Origin of the sequence: Pedobacter sp. (assembly GCF_045628745.1) — a bacterium.
Classification (GTDB): domain Bacteria; phylum Bacteroidota; class Bacteroidia; order Sphingobacteriales; family Sphingobacteriaceae; genus Pedobacter.
Genome location: NZ_JAZQPU010000266.1, coordinates 13,574 through 35,017, shown reverse-complemented (window position 1 = coordinate 35,017; position 21,444 = coordinate 13,574). Strand labels below are relative to the sequence as shown.

Here is a 21,444-nt window from a genome sequence, read left to right as displayed (position 1 = left end):
TGCTGCAGCACCATTTCTGTTTCCTTAAACTTTTGAATGTTCTGTGCAAAGGTATGCTCCAGGTTTGGGTTGATGGCTTTTAGCTGTGGAATTACATGGAGCCTAATTTTATTCCGCGCATATTTGTCGGCTTTATTACTGCTGTCTTCAACGTAATCCATGTGCATGGTGTTGACCACCTCATCAATTTCCTCCCTCGAAAAACACAAAAGCGGTCTGATGAGCAGACCTCGTTTAGGCTGTATGCCATGTAAACCTGCAATGCCCGTGCCCCTGGTTAAATTGAGTAACACGGTTTCTATGGCGTCACTCTGGTGGTGTGCCACAGCAATATAAGCATAGTGCTGCTCAAGTCTCAATTGCTCAAACCATTCGTAACGTAAAGTACGGGCAGCCATCTGTGTAGATAGGTGATGTTGGGCAGCAAATGCTTTAGTATCAAAATGTTTCACATAAAAAGGCATATCCATTGTTGCGGCAAGCTTTTTCACAAAAGCCTCATCGGCCTCGCTTTCTTCTGCTCTCAGGTTGAAATTACAGTGAGCAATGCCACAGCTGTAACCAGCAAGTTTAAACAAATGGACCAGCAACACAGAATCCCTCCCCCCACTTACCGTCAGCAATACTTTATCGCCGGGTTGTAAAAGGGCGTTTTCGGAAATATATTCCTGAAATTTTTGTAGAGGAAACATCTTTCAAAAATATTTAATTTAAAATGGTTAGCAAACAGCTAACTTTGCAATGTGCAGAAATTACTCCTTTTATTTTTATTAACCACCTTATTACCTGCTTCTTTGCTTGCCCAGAGTAAAACGAAAATTAATGTTGATCGTTTTGAAAGGGGTACTGTAGAGAATAAAACCAAGATTTCTTACCTGCGGAAACCTGTTTTCCGCCAGGATAACGCTATCCTTACCTGCGACAGTGCCGTATTTTATGAGGCCAGGAACGTTTTTGAGGCCTTTAAAAATGTACATATCAACCAGGCAGATACGGTAAATATTTATTCTGACCACCTGGTTTATGATGGTAACACTAAAACGGCACACTTAACCAGCAATGTTCGTTTGCTGGACCGTGAATCTGTATTGACCACCAACGTACTTGATTATGACATGGGCTCCAAAGTGGGCACCTATGTTAATGGAGGTAAAATTGTAAACAAAGATGTTACCCTGACCAGTAGAAATGGTTATTATTTTGCCAGTACCCGCGATGCTTCTTTTAGGTATAATGTAAAAGTGCTCACTCCACAGTCTACCATTCTTTCTGACACCATGCGTTACAATACGCTTACTAACTGGACTTACTTCTACGGCCCTACTAATATTAAGGGTAAAGATGATAAGCTCTATACTGAAAATGGAGCCTACAACACCAAATCTGAACTTGCTTATTTTGGAAAGAAAAATCTGTATACCTCAGGTAGCAAGACCTTAAGAGGCGACAGCCTTTATTACGATGGGGTGAAAGGTTATGGTAAAGCTGTGCGTAATATCGTTTTCCTTGATACGACTGATAAAACCTCTATGTATGGTCAACTGGGCCAATATTATAAAGCCGATGAACGTACTGTGGTCACCAAAAATGCCTATGTAGGTTTGGGTACTAAAGATTCTTTGCTCATAAATGGTGTGAAACATCCCGATAGTTTATGGTTGGGTGCCGACACGCTGGAAACGAGAATGGTGCAGCGACAGACTTTAAAACTTTTACCCCTGCCGATCATCAAAAAAGACAATGAGCTTGGCGAGGAAGATGCCGACACAGAGACTAATAAAAAAGCACCCAAGGCTACAGCAGCTAAAAAACCAACCTCTAATGCAAAAGGCACTGAGGTAAAGGTTGCTGATAAGCCTAAAAAAGGGAAAAAGGATGCGGCGCTGGTTGATACAGTTGCTCAAAAACCAACAGATAGTTTGCGAAATGTGAGTTTAAAAAAAGATAGCCTGCAGAAAGATTCTATTTCTATAAAGAAAGACAGCATCCCTATAAAAACTGTTATTGCCAAACAAGACAGTAGTAAAAAAGTGGGGAATGTAAAAGATAGCATTGCCTTAAAAAGTGCTGCGCAAAAAGCTGTAACTGCAAAAACAACGGTCATCACTAACCCTTTGGACACCATAAAAGTGAGAACTATTAAAGCCTACAAAAATGTAAAAGTCTTTAAATCTAACTTACAGGCAAAAGCAGATTCATTATTTTACACCAGTGCAGATTCTACCTTGCGATGGTATGGAAACCCCATTTTATGGGCCGAAGGTTCTCAGCAAACTGGTGATACTATTTACCTGCAGCTGCGCAATAAAAAACTCAATTCTGTGCAGGTGTTACAAAATGCCTTTACTGTAAATGTGTATAAAGATTCTACAAAGTTTAACCAGATTAAAGGTAAACTGATGACGGGATTTTTTACTGATGGTAAGTTAAGCAGAATGTTTGTTGACGGAAATTCTGAAAGTGTTTACTTTAGTAAAACCGATAAGGATGTTTACGACAAGATGAACAGAAGCATCAGCAGCAGGATTAAAATTCTGTTTAAAGACAGTGAGATCAGTGAAATTGTACCAATCAAAGATGTTGAAGGCACAGCAACACCGGTGAATGAAGTAAAAGAGGAAGTGCTTTTAACGGGTTTTATCTGGAAGCCAGAATTGCGACCGACTTCGAAAGCGGACATCACCAATCCTAAAAAAGCAGCCACCAAAAAGGTTGTCGCCAAGTCTAAAACATCAGGCAAAACCAGCACACCTGTTAAGGCAGCGAAAAAAACGAGTTTAGATACCGCTGCTAAGGCTCAACAAGCTGTATCTACGGCCGACAGCACTAGCAAGGGTACGGCCGCAGTGGAATTGTTGGATACCACAAAAAAAGTGGATGTTAAACAGCCGACTTTAAAAAAGTAATTAATTTGCGCATGGCCTGTGCACGGTGACTGATTTCATTTTTCTCCTCCATCGTCATTTCGGCAAAGGTAATGTCGTAACCGTCGGGTTGAAAAATAGGATCATACCCAAAGCCTTTCACGCCGGCACTTTCTAAACGGAGGGTGCCATTGATGACGCCTTCGAAAAAATAAGACTGGTTATTTTGTACCAGTGATACCACGGTTTTAAAACGTGCTTTTCTGTTGCTTTGTCCTTCCATTTTCTTCAACACAAGCTCCAGGTTGGCCTGGTCTCCCCTTTGGCCGGCATAACGTGCAGAATAAATTCCCGGTTCATAATTTAAAGCTTCTACTTCTAAACCACTGTCATCGGCAAAGCAATCCATCTGATAATGGGTATGCACAAAAGTGGTTTTTAAAGCCGCATTCTCGGCAAATGTTTTTCCTGTTTCTGGTATATCAGTGGTGCAGCCAATGTCCTGAAGGTTCAACACCTTGTAATCGGGCGCTAAAAGTTGTCTTACTTCGGCTGTTTTATGTAAGTTATTAGTAGCGAAAACGAGTTCTCTCATGATAGGGTTAATTCTTGCAGGGTTTTCCACAAGGCCATTTTAATAGGTCTGTTGAGTTCCACAGCAGGTAGGGATGATGAAAAGATAGTTTTAATGCCCTGTTGAAGGCTGATGACCTCAGTTTGCTGCGCAGGCAGCGCCAAGGTTTCTGGTGTCACACCAAAAGATAATAAAAGCTGAGGTTTTAAGGCTTCGGCAAGTTCTGCAAAAGTTGTACCCTCATAGCTGGCATAATTGAGCACTGCACAATCACTGTTGCTGAGCTTCATGGCCGTCACAATTTTCCATAACAAAGCGGTACCAATGGCACTGCTTACTTCATTCGACGGATCGTTGACCAGAATGAGTACATTTCTGGCATTTTCACCAAGAAATTTAAGCTCCTTCTTAGGCCTGTATACTTCCGCTGGCTCCTTTACTTCAGGTGCAGGTTCTAACTCCAGCATTTCATTAGAAATCAGGTAAATATCATCTGTAAAAAGTAGCCTTAAGGCTTCAGGATCGCTGGTGAGTTGCTCTGCCATTAAAATCAGTTTTTTGGGGCATCATTTTTCTGTTAAAATTAGTTAAATATCTTATTAAAGCGCCTTATTTTGTTACTTTTATAGCTTAAAAATACGACATCCCACAGCGTTGATTTTTAAGGCAGTGCATTAAGGCTTGTTTAACAGCGATATAGCACTGATTAGGAAAGCATAGTGGTGATGTGGAGATCATATTGCAAGATTAAAAAATTGAAGAAAATACAATGAAGAAAATGTTATGGATGGCAGGCGGATTAATCTGTTTGTTTTTGAATGTACAGGCGCAGAAGAAAAACATAGATAAAGTTGTGGCTGTATTGGGCAACAATGTTATCCTGTTATCTGAGCTTAACCAGCAGTTTGCGCAATACCTGAATTCTGGAAATCCGAATGAAGCTAATGTAAAATGCTATATTCTACAACAGATGTTAGTTCAAAAGCTTTTGAAACAACAGGCTGAGATTGACTCTGTAATGGTAGATGACCCCCAGGTTGATGATGAAGTGGATAGAAGAATGCGTTCAAGTATCCAGCGTGCAGGTGGTCAGGATCGTTTAGAGCAGTTTTTAAACAAGTCTGTGTTGCAATACAAAGATGAAATCAGACCTGACATTAAAGATGCTTTAATCGCCAACAAAATGCAAAGTAAGATCACAGAAAATGTGAATGTTACTCCTTTGGAGGTTAAAAAGTATTTTGAAACTTACAAACAAGACAGCTTGCCAGATATCGCTACCGAGTTTGAAATTGGTGAAATTGTGTTATACCCTGAATTGACTAAAGCAGAGAAGCAGAAATATTACGATAAGCTGGATGCCATTAGGTTAAGGGTTAAAAGTGGTGAAGATTTTGGCTTCTTAGCTAAAACATATTCTGAAGATCCAGGATCTTCTCCTGATGGTGGTGACTTAGGTTTCTTTGACCGCACCATGATGGCGAAAGAATTTACAGCATGGGCTTTTAAATTAAAAGCTGGTGAAATTTCTCCTGTATTTGAAACTGAATTTGGCTACCATATTTTACAAGTTATTGAACGTAGAGGTGAGCAGGTTCATGCCAGACATATTTTGATTCGTCCGGTAACTACGCCTCAAAGTTTAGATCGTGTAAAGTTGCATGCGGATAGTATTTACAGTAATATCATCGACAAAAAGATTTCATTTTCTGCTGCTGCCTCTAAATATTCTGGCAACAAGGAAACAAAATACAATGGTGGAATGATGTTATATGCTGATAACGTAACAGCAAGAACAACATTTATACCTGCTGATAAAATCGACCCTAAAGTGTTTTTAGTAGTTGACACCATGCAGATTGGTGGCATTTCTAAGCCAGTTTTCTTTACTGGACCTGATGGCAAGGAAGGTTACAAAATATTGATGTTGAAATCTAAGATCCCTCCTCACAAAGGAAACCTCGATCAGGATTATGCTAAATTTAAAGAAAAAGCACAGGAGCAAAAAATGGATAAAGTATTGAGCGAATGGTTTGAAAAACGCAGAGAAAGTACTTATATCAAAATTGATCCTGAATTTTTAACTTGTGATGAGTTGAAAATCTGGACTAAACCAGAAGCTAAATAACCAGCTTCTATTAAATAACAAAGAACAGCTTGCTTCGGCAGGCTGTTCTTGTTTATAAGCGGTATTGTTTAATTATTCAATTGCTGCATAATATTAGGGAAATCGGTAACAACACCGTCTACCCCTAAATTAAGCAGATACTTCAAGTCTTTTGCGGAATTGATAGTCCAGGGAATGATTTTTACATTAGCTTCATGACAACGATCTACAAGGCCCTTCCCTACCAACACATAATAAGGACTGTAATAGGTAGGTTTAAAACCTAACTTTTCTATGCTTTCCTCAAAATCCTGCTTTTCATCAATCATCAGGGAAGTTTTAATTTTTGGGTACTTTTCATGCAGGTATTGCAGCGTACGGATATCCAGTGACTGTATGATTACCCTTTTGCTGAGTTTCCTGGCATTCACCACTTCCATGATTAAATCTACAATCACCGCAGGTTCTGGCTGAAATTCACCATCGCCTTTACGGATAAATGCAGTCTCTATATTGTAGGTAGGCTTTTCCAGCTTATGAAGCTTCACATAACGCTCCACAGAGTCTATAACCTCACCCAGCAGCGGCTTATAGGCTGCCAGCTTCACCTGTGCAGGAAAACGACTGTGTACTTTGGTGCCTACATCAAACTTTCTGATCTCTGCATAATCCATTTTAAAAATGTTGTACTTTTTCTCGTCTTTAAAGGTAACAGCTTTGCCATTGGGAAGCGTACTGATTTCATGGTTAAAGTAAGGCTCATGAGAAAGCACAAGCTGCTGATCTTTAGAAACCACAACGTCCATATCTAAAACGTTGACCCCCAGGTCTAAGGCTTTTAACATACCAGGAATAGTGTTTTCGGGCATAATACCTCTTGCGCCCTGGTGACCAATAAGCATAAACTTTTTCTGTGCATGCACCTGTACAGTAAGAAAAAGGAAAATTATAAGTAAAGTGTTCTTCATGTGTTTGATTTTTTATACCTAACGTAATTTAAAGCTATAATATACAAAAAGGCTCCTTAATTTATGGTTAAGGAGCCTTTTTTTAGTTATTGGAGGTGGATTTATGAAGCATAGCTTCCCTTTTCTAGCGTTCTGCTGGTGTAAAGAGTTGTAAAGCTATATTCCAGGTATGATCTGGCTGACGCTCATAAATGAAAACATAATGGAAGCTCTCGCGCAAATCTGCTCTGTAATCTACTGTTGCCACACCATAAGAATAAGCTAAATCACCACCTAAAGCTTTTTCTACTTTAGTAGTTTTAAGGTTCATCTTGCTGATCATGCTGTTGTAAAAACCTAAGATCTTTTCTTTACCGATGATAGGCTCACGACCAGGAAACAACAAACGTGAATCAGGGTTTACAAAACCCGCAAAAGCTACAGCACCATAAGATTTGATGGCCGCATTTAAGGTTTTCTCTGTAGTCAGGATGATGTCGTTGCCGGCAGCAATTTGTTTTGGCGTATTAAATTTAGGCTTATGAAAGCCTTCTGGCTCTACAAACTTCGTTGTTACCGTTTCTAAGGGTTTGTTATGCTCAGCACCGATATCAAGGGTCAATACCCATTTGCCGTTAACTACTTTCCATAACGACAAGTATTGACCATACTCTTTTTTGGAACCGTTAAATACATATGAACCTGTGGTAAACCCCCAGTCGCCACTTTTAGATACCCTGGCATAATCCGGAGCCCAGCTCAGGTCTTTGTTATTTTCCTGACCTGCATAATAGGTCTTCACATTCACAGGATTTGGTCTGAAAACGATGGCATCAGGGTCTGCAAAAGTAAGAAACGCAGATTTAACGCCGTTTTTAGCTGCCGATGATGCGAATTCTTTTTCTGCAGCAACCAATGATTTAGTTGTACCGTCAGACTTTTGTGCATTTGCTCCAAACGATAGGGATGCAGCTATAAATGTGTAAATGATTTTATTAATCTTCATGTTATAATAGTGTTTTGCTAAGGTATGATTTATATTTTACTCCAGTTAGTACCTTCTTTACTATCTTTTAACTGAATACCCATCTCTTGTAAGCCCACCCTAATGCGGTCTGAGGTGGCATAATCTTTATTTTCTTTTGCTGTTTTACGGATGTCAATCACCAGGTTAAGCACTGAATTCAGTTCACCATTGTTGCTGTCCTCATTCATTAAACCAAACACCTCAAACACGAAATCCTGCATCAATTGCTTTAATTTAGCAAGCTCTTCCACTGAGATTTTTGCTTTTCCATCATACACACTATTGATGATTCGCGAAGCTTCAAACAGTTCAGCAATGACAACCGGGCTGTTGAAATCATCATTCATCGCCTGGACACAGCGGAGCCTGAGGGGCTCAATTTCAAAATCACTAGCGTCTGAAGCCACAAGTTTGTCAATTAAAGCTACAGCATTCATTAAGCGTTTAAAACCTTTTTCGGAAGCATCCAATGCATCGTTAGAAAAATCTAAAGTACTGCGGTAATGTGCCTGTAGCATGAAGAACTTCACTGTCATCGGACTAAAACCTTTGGTGAGCAAAGGGTGGTCTCCAGAAAACAGCTCATGGGGTAGAAAACCATTACCAGCACTTTTAGACATGCGGGTACCGTTTACAGTGAGCATGTTGGTGTGCATCCAAATTCTTGCAGGCTGCACATGGCTGCAAGCTTCAGATTGCGCAATTTCATTGGTATGGTGTGTTGCAGCAAGGTCCATTCCACCACCATGGATGTCAAACTCCTTACCGAGGTATTTTGCGCTCATGGCAGAACATTCAATATGCCAGCCCGGGAAACCCACACCCCATGGAGACACCCATTTCATGAGCGTCTCTGGTTTTGCTTTTATCCACAAGGCAAAATCCAGTCGACCACGTTTTTCATCCTGTCCACCCAGCTCACGGGTGTTGGCAAGCATATCTTCCAGGTTGCGGTTGGTCAGGATGGTATAATTATAGGTTTTACTGTACTTATCAACATCGAAATAAATGGTACCGTTTGCTTCATAAGCATATCCATTAGCCATGATTTCTTTAATCATTTCAATTTGCTCAATGATATGACCTGTAGCGGTAGGCTCAATGCTCGGTGGCAGCGTATTAAATATCCTTAAAACATCATGGAAACCCAAAGTATATTTTTGAACAATCTCCATAGGTTCCAGTTGTTCTAACTTTGCCCTCTTTGCAAATTTATCATCACCCTCATCCCGGTCGCCTTCCAAATGCCCCGCATCAGTGATGTTGCGCACATAGCGGACTTTGTAACCAACATATTTTAGGTAGCGGAATATTAAATCAAAAGAGATGAATGTACGGCAATTTCCAAGGTGTACATCACTATATACAGTAGGTCCACAAACATACATCCCTACATTGGGTGCATGGATAGGCTCAAAAACTTCTTTTTTACGTGTAAGGGTATTATAAATCTGTATGGTATTTTCCATTATATATTGTTATTGGCAACGAATTGTAGCGTATATTCTATTTTAACGCTTAAATATAAATAGGTATTATTTAAAAAAGCATGCTTAAATTGCCGTGTATAATTCTATTTTGCAGGCTGATTAAAGCAGCATTGTTCGCAGGCAAAGGTAAAAAAATTAAGGGTTTAAACTCAGGTCACTTCTTACCGGAAAATGATCAGACAGCTGAGCTTCAACGATACGCTGGTTAATGACAGTAAAATCTTTAGTACCTGCAATATAGTCGATCTGGAAGTTTGGGAATTTACCATTGTAGGTACGCCCAAGGCCTCTGCCTTTTTCGATGAAAGAATTGTTCAGTGAATGTGTAAGTTGTGTTACCGCATAGGAGGCAGGGGTATCATTAAAATCGCCGGCAATTAAAAAGGGAATTTCACAGGTTGCCATATGTGCTTTCATGATGTCTACCTGTGCACTGCGTTTTAAAAAAGCACTGTTCAGCATACCCAGAATTCTTTTAGAAGGTCTTAACTCAGCATCCATCTTTTGGGTAATCTTATCCAGATATTGGTAATCCTGCTTGTTAAATGATATAGACTGTAAATGTACATTGTATACCCTGATGCGTTTTTTGTTTACTTCCACATCTACGAAAATACTTTCATTACCCCCTCTGTCTACGTCGAAAACAATATTGCCTTTATTTTTAATAGGGTATTTAGAAAATATGGCCAGGCCAGTAGCTTCATAATCATTCTGCGTGGCTGGCAAAAAATGATAATTAGCCGTTTTTAAAATCCGCTTCAGACTATCCGTCAGGTCGTAACTTCCCTTTTTACGGGTATAATATTCCTGCAGGCAAATAATGTCGGGGTTCTCAGCTTCAATGAGCTTCAACATCTGCGACTTTACATCTGTGGTACTGTCAGCTTCGTAAGGTTTAAAGCTGTGCACATTATAAGTCATCATCCTGATATAGGACGAGTCTGCTTTAGGGCCCTCACCTGCTTCTCCATTAAAACTAAAAGTGGCAGTAAGTGCTCTCCAGCCCATGATAATGAACAGCAAGGTAGAAATGGCAAACAGCCATCTTCTTCTAATGATCCACCAGGCTATCATGAAGATATTCAGCAGCAGCAAAAAAGGATAAGCAAGCCCAAAAAAGGCAATGTATCTATTGTCGCGAGGATCAACATTTCCTGCTATGCAGCCTATCAGTAAAGAAATAACCATTAAGATGGCAATGGCACGTACTAATTTATCCAAAAAGGTAGGCTGGGGTCTTCTCATTATAAGCTTATACAGGTATTAATGTTTACTGGCCTTAAACAAGGTTTCTTTTTCTTCTTTACTTAACTTATCATAGCCTGATTTAGAAATTTTATCCAGGATAGCATCAACTTCAGCCTGGGCAATCCGGTCTGTTTTAGCATTGCTGCTGTGCTTATAATTTTCGTTTTTGTTGACTTTAAGGTTTGTCACTTTAGGCCTCTTTTTAAAGATATTACTCCAATCGTAACCTTTACCTAAGGCTTTAATATAACAAAAGCCTAAAACTGCGCCCCCTAAGTGAGCAAAGCTTCCTCCAGAGTTAACTGAAGCAATGCCGATAAGGTCCAGCACTATATAAGCCAGGGCAAGGTATTTTAATTTAACATCACCAAGAAACATCATGCGGATGCTGAAGTTAGGGACTAAAGTAGCTGTAGCCACTATAATAGCCATTACAGCCCCTGAGGAGCCTATTACCGAGGCATTAGCAATACTGCGTTCAAATACAGGGAAAATATGAAAAGCGAGGCTAAACAATAAGGCGCCTGCAAAGCCACCTGCCAGGTAAACAAAATGAAATTGACGAGGCTTTAAAAAATCAAGAAATATCTTGCCCAGCCAATAGAGCCACAACATGTTAAATAACAAGTGGAAAATTCCGTCGTGGAAAAACTGGTAGGTTAAAATGGTATAAAACCTGTAAGGTAATTTTTCTAAAGATACCGGAAAAGCAAAGTACTCCTCGATAAGGCCTTTTAAGCCAAAATCTCCATTGCCAGACAGGAACACCACCACCGAAACCAGGGCGGTGAGCACAAAAATTAAGGTGTTTATTCCGATGTATAAGAATATAGGATTACCGGAATGTAAAACCTTAAATTTCAAATCTTCAAAAAGTGTCTTATTCATAATAATCGTAATAAGTATTTTTATCCTTCCAAAGTTTAACAAGAATGAAGCCTAAAAGTGCACCACCCAGGTGTGCATAGTGAGCAACAGAATCTCCCTGAAAACTTGCAACACCGAGGAACAGCTCTAATACGATATAAATGGGAATGATGTACTTGGCTTTTACAGGAACAGGGATAAACATAATATACAATTCTGTATTCGGATATAACATACCGAAAGCAACTAACAAGCCAAAAATTGCACCTGAGGCGCCTACCATGGGCACAAAATATATGCCTTGCAAGGTTGTGGCCTGTAGGGCATCAAACTGTGCTGGGTTATACATGCCTTGAGCAAGTGATTTCAGCATCTGACTATCGTTGCCAAAAGCAGTGCCTGTTATCTGATACACTTCAAATGCCTGCACTGCCCATTGCAGCGCTAAGGCACCTAAACCTGTAATCAGGTAGAAATTAATGAACCTTTTAGAGCCCCACCTCGATTCTAACACACCTCCAAACATGTATAACGCAAACATGTTAAATAAAATATGGGTAAAACCACCATGCATAAACATGTAAGTGATAGGCTGCCAAATTTTAAAATTAGGAGAGTCAAAATAATAAGCCCCCAAATATGCACCTAAGTCTTCACCCTTACTTTGAAACACATAAGTGGCCGCAAAAAAAAGTACATTAATGATCAGTAGGTTTTTAACTATAGGTGGTAATTGGATTTGATTCATTGTTATCTTTCAAATTTTTTATCAAGTTCTGTTAAACTAATGGTTTGTATAACCGGCTTACCACTAATGCTAAAGTTAGGGGTTTTACAGGCAAATAACTGCTCAATAAGGGTGTTCATTTCTTGCTGGCCTAAAACTACTCCTGCTTTGATAGAACTATTTCTAGCCATGCTGCGTGCCAGGGCATCTCTTTTATCTAACCTTAATTCTTGCTGTGAGTTTTTGAATCCTTCAATAAGGTGTTCAAAAAGCTGCGTTTCATTGACATTAGTACTTCCAATATCAACAGGAATACCTTCAATGATCAAGGTATTGCGGCCAAACTCCCTTACCTCAAAGCCTAAACTTTTAATATCTTCTAATAAACTCTTGGCAAGCTCATAGTCGTTAGGACTTAAAGTTACCGTCTGTGGGAACAAACTTTGCTGAGAGGCACCTTTACGATCTTCAATGTGTACAATAAAGCGTTCATAAAGTATCCTTTCGTGGGCAGCCTGCTGATCAATCACCATTAATCCAGACTTGATTTGAGAAACAATATAGCGGTTATGTACCTGCATCAGTTGTTTCTGCAACGGTTTAAAAGTATCTTCCTCTTCTTCCTTGCCTGCTAATTCCATGGTGGCCTGCTCTGCTTCCTGGTGATAGGCAATTTCATACAGCGAGCCCCAGTTTTTATTTGGACTGCTCCGCGAATCAAAACCACCAATAAAACTAGGCGTTTTCTCCGTAGACTTCTCTCCTTTAAAAGGATTAAAATCTGGATTAAAACTAATGGTCGGCGGAACAATATCTTCAGGTGCTTTCGGGGTAATCATGTTACTGAAGCCCGTTTCTACATCAAAATCTATCGTTGGAGAGATATTGAATTTACCCAATGAGCGTTTTACCGCAGACTGGATAATGGCATATATTGATTTTTCCTCCAGGTATTTAATTTCTGTTTTTGTAGGATGCACGTTAACATCAATTTTTGCAGGGTCTATGTCGATAAACAACACATACAAGGGAAAGTTTTCTTCCGTTAACAACTCCTGGTAAGCCTTGTTAACCGCATGGTTAAGGTAAGCATCTCTTATAAACCTGTTGTTGACGAAGAAGAATTGCTCGCCCCTTGTTTTTTTAGCGAACTTAGGTTTACCAATAAATCCTTTGATGTTAATGATGGAAGTTTCTTCTTCTACAGGAATCAGGCGCTCGTTGTAACTGTTACCCAATAAGTGGATAATACGTTGTTTCAACGAAGCCGAAGGTAAGCGGTATATTTCTACCCCATCATGGTGTAATGTAAAGGTAATGGCCGGATTTGCCATGGTAATCCTTTGAAACTCTTCAATGATATGGCGCATTTCTGCAGGATTACTCCTGAGGAAATTTCTGCGTGCAGGGGTATTGAAAAACAGGTTTTTTACACAAATGCTGGTACCTGCAGCGGTAGCAACGGGTTCTTGTTTAACAAAGTTAGATCCTTCAATTTCTATCAGCGTACCTATTTCATCCTCATGCCTGCGGGTTTTCATTTCTACCTGTGCAATAGCAGCAATAGAAGCCATCGCCTCACCACGGAAACCCATGGTACGAATAGCAAACAAATCTTCCGCTTTGCGCACTTTAGATGTTGCATGTCGCTCAAAACACATACGTGCATCGGTAATACTCATACCACACCCATTATCAATCACCTGGAGCAGCGTCTTCCCTGCATCTTTAAGGATCAATTGTATTTTATTCGCACCTGCGTCTATAGCGTTCTCCAAGAGTTCTTTTATTGCCGAAGCCGGGCGTTGAACCACCTCTCCTGCTGCTATTTGATTAGCAACGCTATCGGGTAAAAGTTGTATAATATCTGACATTTATTATCTTCGGTAAAGGTTGCTAATTTAGCTAAAATATGCCTTAAACCCATGTCTTTGTTTAATTTGAATGTAATATGGGATATAAAGACACCATTTTTTATACCTTTAACCTAGTCATCTTTTTAACCTTTAACTGTAGGATCATTTTTATAACTTAGAAAATATGAATAAAATTCTTACCTGCCTTTTATGTTGCATCATCCTGTTGAGCAGCTGCTCCAGTGAAAAAGCAGATTTAATAGTCTACAACGCCAAAGTGTATACTGTAAATGAAAAGTTTGATGTGGTACAAGCCATCGCTTTAAAAGATGGTAAACTCATTGCCCTGGGCAGCAATGAAGACATTAGGAAAAAATATAATGCAAAGGAAGAACTTGATGCCCAGGGAAAAAGCCTTTATCCTGGTTTCATTGATGCTCATGCCCATTTTTATGGCTTGGGTGAAGGTTTACAAAGAGCCGATTTAAGTGGCACTAACAGCTGGGAAGAAGTATGTTCAAAACTGAGTGACTTTGCCAAAGCTCATCCCGAAGGTTGGCTGATGGGATGGGGATGGGATCAAAACGACTGGCAAAATAAAGCTTTCCCAGATAAGGCTGCCTTGGATAAACTTTTCCCCAACCGACCGGTGATCATCAACCGTATTGATGGACATGCTGCTATTGCCAATCAACAAGCCTTAAATGCTGCAGGCATTAAAGAAGCTTACAATCTTGAAGGTGGTGAAATTGTTGCCGTTAACGGCAAACCTACAGGTTTACTGATCGACAATGCGGTAACCTTGGTGAGCAGTAAAATCCCTGCGGCCAATGCTGAACAAGCGGAGCAAATATTGATGGATGCACAGGCAAAATGCTTTGCCAATGGACTAACCACCATCGACGACTGTGGCATTGATAAAGAACTTGTAGCCCTGATAGAAAAACTGCAGGCAAAAAACACGCTCAAAATGCGTTTATATTTAATGCTTTCAGACAACGAGGCTAATTACAGCTATCTTTTCAAAAGAGGGGCCATTAAAACTGACCGCATGAATGTGCGCTCCTTTAAAGTTTTTGCCGACGGTGCTTTAGGTTCAAGGGGAGCATGCTTGCTGAAGCCTTACCATGATATGCCAGCCAAAACAGGCTTTTTGCTGAGCAACCCTCAGCATTTTGAAACAGTAGCGAAAGAAATTGCCAAACATAACTTCCAGATGTGCACGCATGCCATCGGCGATTCTGCCAATCGCAGCATCCTCAAGATTTATAACAAAGTGCTTGGCGGCAAAAATGATAAACGCTGGCGCATAGAACATGCACAGGTGGTGGCACCTGAAGACTTTGCTCTTTTTGGAAAAGCCAGCATCATCCCTTCGGTACAACCCACCCATGCCACATCAGATATGTATTGGGCCGTCGATCGCCTTGGAAAAGAACGCGTAAAAGGTGCTTATGCCAACCAGCAGCTGCTGCAACAAAATGGCTGGCTACCGCTGGGCACAGATTTCCCTGTAGAAAATGTGAACCCTATTTTTACCTTTTATGCTGCTACAGTGAGAAAGGATGCTAAAAACTATCCTGCAAAAGGCTTCCAGGCAGAGAATGCACTTAGCAAGGAACAGGCCTTACGCGGCATGACCATCTGGGCTGCCAAAGCTAACTTTGAAGAAAATGAAAAAGGAAGCCTTGAAGTAGGTAAATTCGCTGACTTCATTATCCTTGATCAGGATATCATGACTGTAAATGCCGCCTCAATTTTAAACACACAAGTATTAAAAACCTATATTAATGGAGAAAAAGTATATGAGAAAAAATAACCTGGCAAGCATTGTCACGGTGGGCTGTTTAGCCCTTTTTACCCTCAGCGCCTGCGCACAGGAGCATACCAAAAACGAAATCAGACTGGCACAACTAAATGCAGCCACTACACAAACGGTTTTATTGAACAACCAGAAAAACCTGATCCCCCTGTTGTCATTAGACAAGAATAAAGTGGCTTCAGTAAATTTAGGTTATCAAAATCAACATACCGCAGATAGTCTGTTGAATAAATACACTAAAATCACCTCCTTATCGGCAACAGATTACACCAATGCAGCCAATTTAAACGACCTGGAAGATGACTTAAAGTATTTCAATACCGTCCTTATTTCCATTGCAGATAAAGATGTGTTGACACCAAAATATTTGAACTTTATTTATTCAATCGCCAAATCTAAAAATGTAGTGATCTCCCTTTATGGAGAAGGAAAAAACCTGAAGGCCTTTGACGACCTTAATACACCCATCATCTGGTCATCTTTTAAAAATGAGGAAGCAGCAGTCATTGTTCCTCAAGTAATTTTTGGTGGTGTTGCAGCAACAAACAAATTAACCAAAGATTTTTCTGCTAAATACACTGCAGGTTCAGGCTTTACCACAGTGGCTACTCGATTGAAATATACAGTACCTGAGGATGCCAATGTAAACAGCGACAACCTCAATGAAATAGACAAAATCGCACAGGAAGCTATCACCAATAAGGCAGCACCAGGCATGGTGGTGATGGTGGTTAAAGACGGCAAAGTGATTTTCAATAAAGCCTACGGCAAACACACCTATGATCAGGATGCTTTACCAGAAAAGGTAACGGATATCTTTGACCTGGCCTCAGTAACCAAGGTTACGGCTACTACTCCATCGGTAATGCGCCTTGTTGAGCAGCAGAAACTTAACCTGGATACTAACATTGGTGCTTATATCCCAAAAGCAAGAACAACACCCATGAATGCCATTCACATTCGTGAAGTAATGCTGCACCAGGCGGGCTTTGTGCCCTATATCCCTTTCCACAACTCCATTAAACCTGAAGACCACAGCAGTGATTCTTCTGCTGTTTTCTCGGTGAAGGTGGCTGATGGTTATTATGTAAAACCAGCATATTTTAAGGAAATCATGTGGCCCAAAATGCTCAATTCACCTATTTTAACCCGTGGCAAATATGTGTATAGCGATATCAGCATGTATGTGATGAAAGATGTGGTGGAACACTTAACCCTTAAGCCCCTGAATCAATATGTTCAGGAGAATTTTTATAATCCACTGGGCATGCAAACGGCAGGTTTTTTACCACGCAACCGCTTCAGTAGAGAACAGATTATTCCAACAGAAAACGATACTTTTTTCAGAAAAACATTGCTTGTAGGTTATGTTCATGATCAGGGCGCGGCCCTTGTTGGTGGTGTATCTGGCCATGCTGGCTTATTTGCCAGTGCCAACGATGTGGCGATCTTCTACCAGATGTTGCTCAATAAAGGCAGCTACGGTGGTGAGCAGTTCTTTAAACCGGAGACCGTAGATATGTTTACCGCTAAACAGTCTAACGTGAGCAGAAGAGGCCTTGGTTTTGACCGCTGGGATCCTGATACAAGCAACAAGTACCCTTCAGAACTGGCTTCACCACAAACTTATGGCCATACTGGTTATACAGGAACTTGCGTGTGGGTGGACCCGTCAAGAGGTTTGGTTTATGTGTTTTTATCAAATAGGGTTAATCCTGGGGTGTCTGAAATGTTGGGTAAGTTGAAGATAAGAGGAAGGATAGAGGATGTGATCAATAAAGCCATCGACACCAAAATTAAAATTCAATGATCTACTCGAAGCCTGAAATCTTTTGCTGAAGAAGCAAAATTTTCTAGGTCTTCTCTTAGACATTGAATTTTATCTGGCACATTGCAGACCTTTTAACCGAAAAAATCAACGGAATGTTATTGAGCAGGTTGCAGACTTTTAAAATTTTAACGTAATGTTATTTGGCAGATTGCAGACCTTTTAACCGGAAAAATCAACGGAATGTTATTAAGCAGGTTGCAGACTTTTCAAATTTTGACGTATTGTTATTTGGCTGATTGCACACCTTTCAACCAGATTAAAATAAGCCTAAATTATAGCGAATAATGACAAAATAAAAAAGCCCTGGAAAGATTCTCCAGGGCTTTTCTATTTTATTAATTTTTGAATAGCTACCATCTATTTGAGCGGGATTATTTTAATGGAAATTATAATGCAAAAACCAAAATACACCTTCAGTAAAACCATATTGCTTTAAGTACAATATTATGCTTTAAGGAAAATTGCTCCTATTTCCCTTGCAAGGTCACCTCCCTGCTGGATAAAAATACTTATGCTGTGAAAAGACCTAGAAAATTTTGCTTTTTCCGCAAAAGTTTTCAGGCTTTGAACAGCTAAGTATTTTTACTTTTTAAGTCCTATTTCTCTCAACCTTTCATCTAAATACTCCCCTGCCGTCATATTCTCATAAACCTTCAGATGTTCCTCATCCACACAAGAATCCAAACTCGTTAAATCCATATCCGCTCTTGGGTGTAAAAAGAAAGGCACAGAAAAACGTGAAGTTTTCATCAGTTCACGGGGTGGGTTCACCACACGGTGTGTAGTGGAGCGCAATTTATTATTCGTTAAACGTTGGAGCATATCGCCAACATTAACTACGATATCTGAGTGATGTGCTTTAATTGGCAACCATTCATTACTGCGGGTCAACACTTCCAGACCATCAGCACTGGCACCGATTAACAAAGTAATCAAGTTGATATCTTCATGTGCTCCTGCACGTACAGCATCAGCAGCAATAGCTTCAGGATTTTCAATAGGAAAATAGTGGATACCTCTCAAAATAGAGTTACCATTGTGCACATGTTGATCAAAATAATCAATTGGCAAGCCCAGGTAAGTAGAGATGGCACGTAAAAGGTGTTGTCCATTGCTCTCCAGTTTTTGGTATATCTCACGGGTAACTGTGTTAAATTCAGGGATTTCTTCCAGGTATTCATTATCTGGATAGACCTCCTTGATGGCATCACCGTCGGTCACTTCCTGACCAATTTGCCAGAACTCTTTTAAATCGGCAGTTTTAGCACCTTTAGCGGTTTCTTTACCCGGACTGGTGTAGCCACGTTGTCCTGCTAATTCTGGTTTTTCGTATTTTAACTTTATCTCTTTCGGCAAAGAAAACACAGCTTTGATCTTCTCATAGAGTTTATCGATCAACTCCTGACTCACACCATGGTTGGTGATGGTCACAAAGCCAGAATCGTTAAAAGCTCTGCCCAATTCATCAGAAAACTTTTTACGCTCTTCTTCCGTTCCGTTAACATAGGAACCCAGGTCTAAACAAGGAATATACGGTGTTGACATCTTTATTTTGTTTTATTTGAGAAACTCAAAATTAGGAAACAATTGTTGATAAATAATCAATATTCGCCGATTATCGTTGTAATCATTTATAATTAAGCGATTTAAGTTATTAACAATTCTCCACAGCAAGCAGTGTAAAACTAATATATAAAGGTTTAATAACAGCAATTTAAATCTAAAACAAGAGGCAAGCTCGATAAAACAAAAAAGCGAACGATACCTTATGTACTCTTATCGACATATAACATCAATAAATCTATCACCGCTTAATATCAGCAAAGTGTAATTTAAAAAGAGAATGTGGAAGTTTAAAAACTAAAAACGCAGTTGATACGTAACTTTAATAAAATTAATGAAGATGAAATACTTATCAATAGCGCTGCTTATTCTTTTATCCGTCACAAATTCTGATGCGCAAAAGAAAAAACTACAGAAAGCAACTTTCGGAAATGGCTGTTTTTGGTGTTCAGAGGCAGTATTTCAACGCTTAAAAGGAGTGGTCAGCACGCGGTCTGGTTATGAGGGTGGCTCAGTAGCTAATCCCAGTTATGAAGAAGTTTGCACAGGTACCACAGGACATGCGGAGGTGATAGAAGTTACCTATGATCCGGCCCAGGTTTCTTATGACGAACTTTTAAATGTGTTCTGGAAAACTCATGACCCTACTACTTTAAACCGACAAGGAGCAGATGTAGGCACACAGTACCGTTCTGTAATTTTCTATCATGATGAGGCACAAAAAGCCCTCGCCGAGAAATACAAAAATCAGCTCAATAAGGTCAACGCTTATGGAAAACCAGTGGTAACCGCCATCAATAAGGCTGCAACCTTTTATGTAGCTGAAAAATATCACCAGAACTACTTCAACAATAATAAAGACCAACCCTACTGCAGGGCCGTGATCTTGCCTAAATTAGATAAACTGGAAAAAGTATTTAAGGATAAGCTGAAGAATTAGGCTGCTTGCAAGTCAAAACGAACTAGTCAAATTAAATCTCAGGTATTGGTCCAGGTAAACCCTTTACACCTTCCTTTGCAAACCGATGAATAAAGGAATATTGAATCAATAATCAAATGTTAAATCAAATAAAAAGTAAATAAAGCAAACGAAAATCTAGATCAGCAAAACGCCCCGAAAGAAAAATCTTCCGGGGCGTTTTGCTTAGTTTTAAAACCTACCTATTAGTTTAAGGGAATTTAGTTCCCCTGTATTTTGTTGCATCAACCGTTGGAATACTAGATCCATAAGTAGTGTTGATCGCTTTAATAAAGGCATTTGCAGTAAGCGCATAACCCAGTGGTGTTAGGTGTATCCCATCTAAAGAGAAAAGGTTACCTGTAATAAATGCAGAGCTCACCTTTGCACCATTTACATTTTTACCAACAAAGTTACCACTTGCATCTGTTGCACTGTATTCTTTTAACATTTCAAAAGAATCCATTAAGGCAAGACCTTTAGCAGCAGCAACAGACTTAATAGTCGCATTATAAGAACTTACAAAGTCATTAACAACGGCAACTTCATCTTTATCCAATACCCATTTGCTTTCAATAGGGTTTAAAGGATGTAAACCATAAGGAATGCTTTGTGCATTAGGCACACCAATTACATTTGCCGAGCTTAAGGTTAAAGTAAATAAATCTGCATCCGTTGCAGGTCTTGTGGCATTAGCACCAGTTTTGATATATAATGCGGTAACAGCAGCACCTGCTGGCGTTGCACGTACACCAGCCAATAATGTTTTTAAGGTTACTGTAGTGAAATAAGGTGTTTTCGTAACATCAGGGATGGTAGCTACTACCCCTTTTGCACCTGTAGATACCAGTTTATTAACCGTAGCATTGTATAAAGCAGTAAAAGTAGCTTTAGGTGTTGGTGTATCACCAGCACCACCAGAACTTGCATAACCTAAAATATCATTGTTACCCAACCACATGCTAAAGAAAGTATAAGGTTTAGCGGTTACAAAATCAAGGTAAGTAGTTGTGTTTGTACCTGCATTTCCAGGAAGCAAGCGCTCATAATAACCGTTTAAATTGCCATATTCAGCAACACCTGTATGCAGAAGCTTAATACCCGGCACACCATAGTTGTTAATATCGCCTGTAAATTTAGTATACAAGGTAACATTACCAAATCCAGGGATAGCAGCTACTCCGCGTACGGCAAGATTTTGATCTTCAGCTTTTAAAATTGGTGTACCATTTGGGTTAAAACCGGCAAGCTTAATAAAGCCTGAGCCATTAGCCTGTGCTTCAGTAAAGAAGGGCGAAGAAAAACTACCGCCGCCTACACTTTTCATTTGCTCAGCCAGCATCTCTGGAAAAGAGTTTTTTTGTCCTTCCAGAGATAAGCCGTTATCAGCATAACCTGAAGTCAGTGAATTTCCGATAGCAATGTACCGTGAAAAATCTGCCGTTCCTTTATCAGGAACCATTGTATCTACTGAGGGTTTGCAAGATGCTAATCCCAGAATGGCTACCGCCAATATGCTTTTATAGAAATATGTTGATTTCATAATGTTTCTGAATTGAT

At 39.8% G+C, this 21,444-nt stretch carries 17 protein-coding genes; 5 read left to right on the top strand and 12 right to left on the bottom strand.

The window, feature by feature from the left end; all coding sequences use genetic code 11:
* Positions 1-692 (bottom strand): tRNA lysidine(34) synthetase TilS (gene tilS, locus ACR2F7_RS10145; RefSeq protein ID WP_432713454.1); only part of this gene is annotated, 692 nt, incomplete at its 3' end.
* Between the two features lie 51 nt (positions 693-743).
* Between tilS and ACR2F7_RS10140 the strand changes: the two genes are divergently transcribed.
* Positions 744-2,906 carry an OstA-like protein gene (locus ACR2F7_RS10140; RefSeq protein WP_432713453.1) on the top strand — a complete coding sequence of 721 codons (2,163 nt, stop codon included), beginning with the start codon at positions 744-746 and terminating at the stop codon, positions 2,904-2,906.
* Here the strand turns inward: ACR2F7_RS10140 and rdgB are convergent.
* Positions 2,881-3,459: an RdgB/HAM1 family non-canonical purine NTP pyrophosphatase gene (gene rdgB / locus ACR2F7_RS10135; protein WP_432713455.1), complete on the bottom strand. Its 579-nt coding sequence runs from the start codon at positions 3,457-3,459 to the stop codon at positions 2,881-2,883. The genes ACR2F7_RS10140 and rdgB overlap by 26 nt on opposite strands.
* Positions 3,456-3,983, bottom strand: a complete 528-nt coding sequence (locus tag ACR2F7_RS10130) for a hypothetical protein (protein WP_432713452.1) — start codon at positions 3,981-3,983, stop codon at positions 3,456-3,458. Before ACR2F7_RS10130 ends, rdgB begins: the two co-directional genes overlap by 4 nt.
* A 224-nt stretch (positions 3,984-4,207) precedes the next feature.
* Here ACR2F7_RS10130 and ACR2F7_RS10125 point away from each other — a divergent pair, with 224 nt between their 5' ends.
* Positions 4,208-5,566 (top strand): foldase protein PrsA, encoded by a 1,359-nt coding sequence (locus ACR2F7_RS10125; RefSeq protein WP_432713451.1) that lies wholly within the window; start codon positions 4,208-4,210, stop codon positions 5,564-5,566.
* 68 nt (positions 5,567-5,634) lie between these two features.
* Here ACR2F7_RS10125 and ACR2F7_RS10120 read toward each other — a convergent pair whose 3' ends face one another.
* The 7 genes from ACR2F7_RS10120 to mutL all read right to left on the bottom strand — a co-directional run bounded on the left by ACR2F7_RS10120 (position 5,635) and on the right by mutL (position 13,728).
* Positions 5,635-6,513, bottom strand: coding sequence for a glycerophosphodiester phosphodiesterase family protein (locus ACR2F7_RS10120; RefSeq protein WP_432713450.1), 879 nt, complete (start codon positions 6,511-6,513; stop codon positions 5,635-5,637).
* A gap of 124 nt (positions 6,514-6,637) precedes the next feature.
* Positions 6,638-7,498 carry a YybH family protein gene (locus ACR2F7_RS10115; RefSeq protein ID WP_432713449.1) on the bottom strand — a complete coding sequence of 287 codons (861 nt, stop codon included), beginning with the start codon at positions 7,496-7,498 and terminating at the stop codon, positions 6,638-6,640.
* 29 nt (positions 7,499-7,527) lie between these two features.
* Positions 7,528-8,988, bottom strand: a complete 1,461-nt coding sequence (gene cysS / locus ACR2F7_RS10110; protein WP_432713448.1) for a cysteine--tRNA ligase — start codon at positions 8,986-8,988, stop codon at positions 7,528-7,530.
* A gap of 156 nt (positions 8,989-9,144) precedes the next feature.
* The gene (locus ACR2F7_RS10105) at positions 9,145-10,257 is read right to left on the bottom strand and encodes an endonuclease/exonuclease/phosphatase family protein (RefSeq protein WP_432713447.1); all 1,113 of its coding nucleotides are present in this window, start codon (positions 10,255-10,257) and stop codon (positions 9,145-9,147) included.
* A gap of 18 nt (positions 10,258-10,275) precedes the next feature.
* Entirely contained in the window at positions 10,276-11,148 is an 873-nt protein-coding gene (locus ACR2F7_RS10100; RefSeq protein WP_432713446.1) for a rhomboid family intramembrane serine protease, read from the bottom strand.
* The gene (locus tag ACR2F7_RS10095; protein ID WP_432713445.1) at positions 11,141-11,875 is read right to left on the bottom strand and encodes a rhomboid family intramembrane serine protease; all 735 of its coding nucleotides are present in this window, start codon (positions 11,873-11,875) and stop codon (positions 11,141-11,143) included. Before ACR2F7_RS10095 ends, ACR2F7_RS10100 begins: the two co-directional genes overlap by 8 nt.
* A 2-nt stretch (positions 11,876-11,877) precedes the next feature.
* Positions 11,878-13,728 (bottom strand): DNA mismatch repair endonuclease MutL, encoded by a 1,851-nt coding sequence (mutL, locus tag ACR2F7_RS10090; protein WP_432713444.1) that lies wholly within the window; start codon positions 13,726-13,728, stop codon positions 11,878-11,880.
* A gap of 166 nt (positions 13,729-13,894) precedes the next feature.
* On the opposite strand from mutL, the gene ACR2F7_RS10085 reads away from it, so the two are divergent.
* Together ACR2F7_RS10085 and ACR2F7_RS10080 are read left to right on the top strand one after the other, a co-directional pair.
* Entirely contained in the window at positions 13,895-15,529 is a 1,635-nt protein-coding gene (locus ACR2F7_RS10085) for an amidohydrolase (RefSeq protein ID WP_432713443.1), read from the top strand.
* On the top strand, positions 15,501-17,342 hold the full coding sequence (locus ACR2F7_RS10080; protein ID WP_432713442.1) for a serine hydrolase domain-containing protein: 1,842 nt from the start codon (positions 15,501-15,503) through the stop codon (positions 17,340-17,342). Before ACR2F7_RS10085 ends, ACR2F7_RS10080 begins: the two co-directional genes overlap by 29 nt.
* A 603-nt stretch (positions 17,343-17,945) precedes the next feature.
* Here the strand turns inward: ACR2F7_RS10080 and ACR2F7_RS10075 are convergent.
* On the bottom strand, positions 17,946-18,908 hold the full coding sequence (locus tag ACR2F7_RS10075; protein ID WP_432713441.1) for an isopenicillin N synthase family dioxygenase: 963 nt from the start codon (positions 18,906-18,908) through the stop codon (positions 17,946-17,948).
* A 358-nt stretch (positions 18,909-19,266) separates the two neighbouring features.
* Between ACR2F7_RS10075 and msrA the strand changes: the two genes are divergently transcribed.
* Positions 19,267-19,866, top strand: a complete 600-nt coding sequence (gene msrA / locus ACR2F7_RS10070) for a peptide-methionine (S)-S-oxide reductase MsrA (RefSeq protein WP_432713440.1) — start codon at positions 19,267-19,269, stop codon at positions 19,864-19,866.
* A 229-nt stretch (positions 19,867-20,095) separates the two neighbouring features.
* On the opposite strand, the gene ACR2F7_RS10065 is transcribed toward msrA, so the two are convergent.
* Complete coding sequence (locus tag ACR2F7_RS10065; protein WP_432713439.1) at positions 20,096-21,427, bottom strand: SGNH/GDSL hydrolase family protein; 1,332 nt, start codon at positions 21,425-21,427, stop codon at positions 20,096-20,098.
* Positions 21,428-21,444 lie beyond the last annotated feature (17 nt).

Coding starts and splice junctions, on each gene's coding strand:
- ACR2F7_RS10095 (WP_432713445.1), bottom strand. CDS start 11,875: ATGAATCAAATCCAATTACCACCTATAGTTAAAAACCTACTGATCATT.
- ACR2F7_RS10085 (WP_432713443.1), top strand. CDS start 13,895: ATGAATAAAATTCTTACCTGCCTTTTATGTTGCATCATCCTGTTGAGC.
- ACR2F7_RS10065 (WP_432713439.1), bottom strand. CDS start 21,427: ATGAAATCAACATATTTCTATAAAAGCATATTGGCGGTAGCCATTCTG.
- ACR2F7_RS10100 (WP_432713446.1), bottom strand. CDS start 11,148: ATGAATAAGACACTTTTTGAAGATTTGAAATTTAAGGTTTTACATTCC.
- ACR2F7_RS10125 (WP_432713451.1), top strand. CDS start 4,208: ATGAAGAAAATGTTATGGATGGCAGGCGGATTAATCTGTTTGTTTTTG.
- mutL (WP_432713444.1), bottom strand. CDS start 13,728: ATGTCAGATATTATACAACTTTTACCCGATAGCGTTGCTAATCAAATA.
- ACR2F7_RS10105 (WP_432713447.1), bottom strand. CDS start 10,257: ATGAGAAGACCCCAGCCTACCTTTTTGGATAAATTAGTACGTGCCATT.
- msrA (WP_432713440.1), top strand. CDS start 19,267: ATGAAATACTTATCAATAGCGCTGCTTATTCTTTTATCCGTCACAAAT.
- cysS (WP_432713448.1), bottom strand. CDS start 8,988: ATGGAAAATACCATACAGATTTATAATACCCTTACACGTAAAAAAGAA.
- ACR2F7_RS10130 (WP_432713452.1), bottom strand. CDS start 3,983: ATGGCAGAGCAACTCACCAGCGATCCTGAAGCCTTAAGGCTACTTTTT.
- ACR2F7_RS10075 (WP_432713441.1), bottom strand. CDS start 18,908: ATGTCAACACCGTATATTCCTTGTTTAGACCTGGGTTCCTATGTTAAC.
- ACR2F7_RS10120 (WP_432713450.1), bottom strand. CDS start 6,513: ATGAAGAACACTTTACTTATAATTTTCCTTTTTCTTACTGTACAGGTG.
- ACR2F7_RS10115 (WP_432713449.1), bottom strand. CDS start 7,498: ATGAAGATTAATAAAATCATTTACACATTTATAGCTGCATCCCTATCG.
- ACR2F7_RS10080 (WP_432713442.1), top strand. CDS start 15,501: ATGGAGAAAAAGTATATGAGAAAAAATAACCTGGCAAGCATTGTCACG.
- rdgB (WP_432713455.1), bottom strand. CDS start 3,459: ATGAGAGAACTCGTTTTCGCTACTAATAACTTACATAAAACAGCCGAA.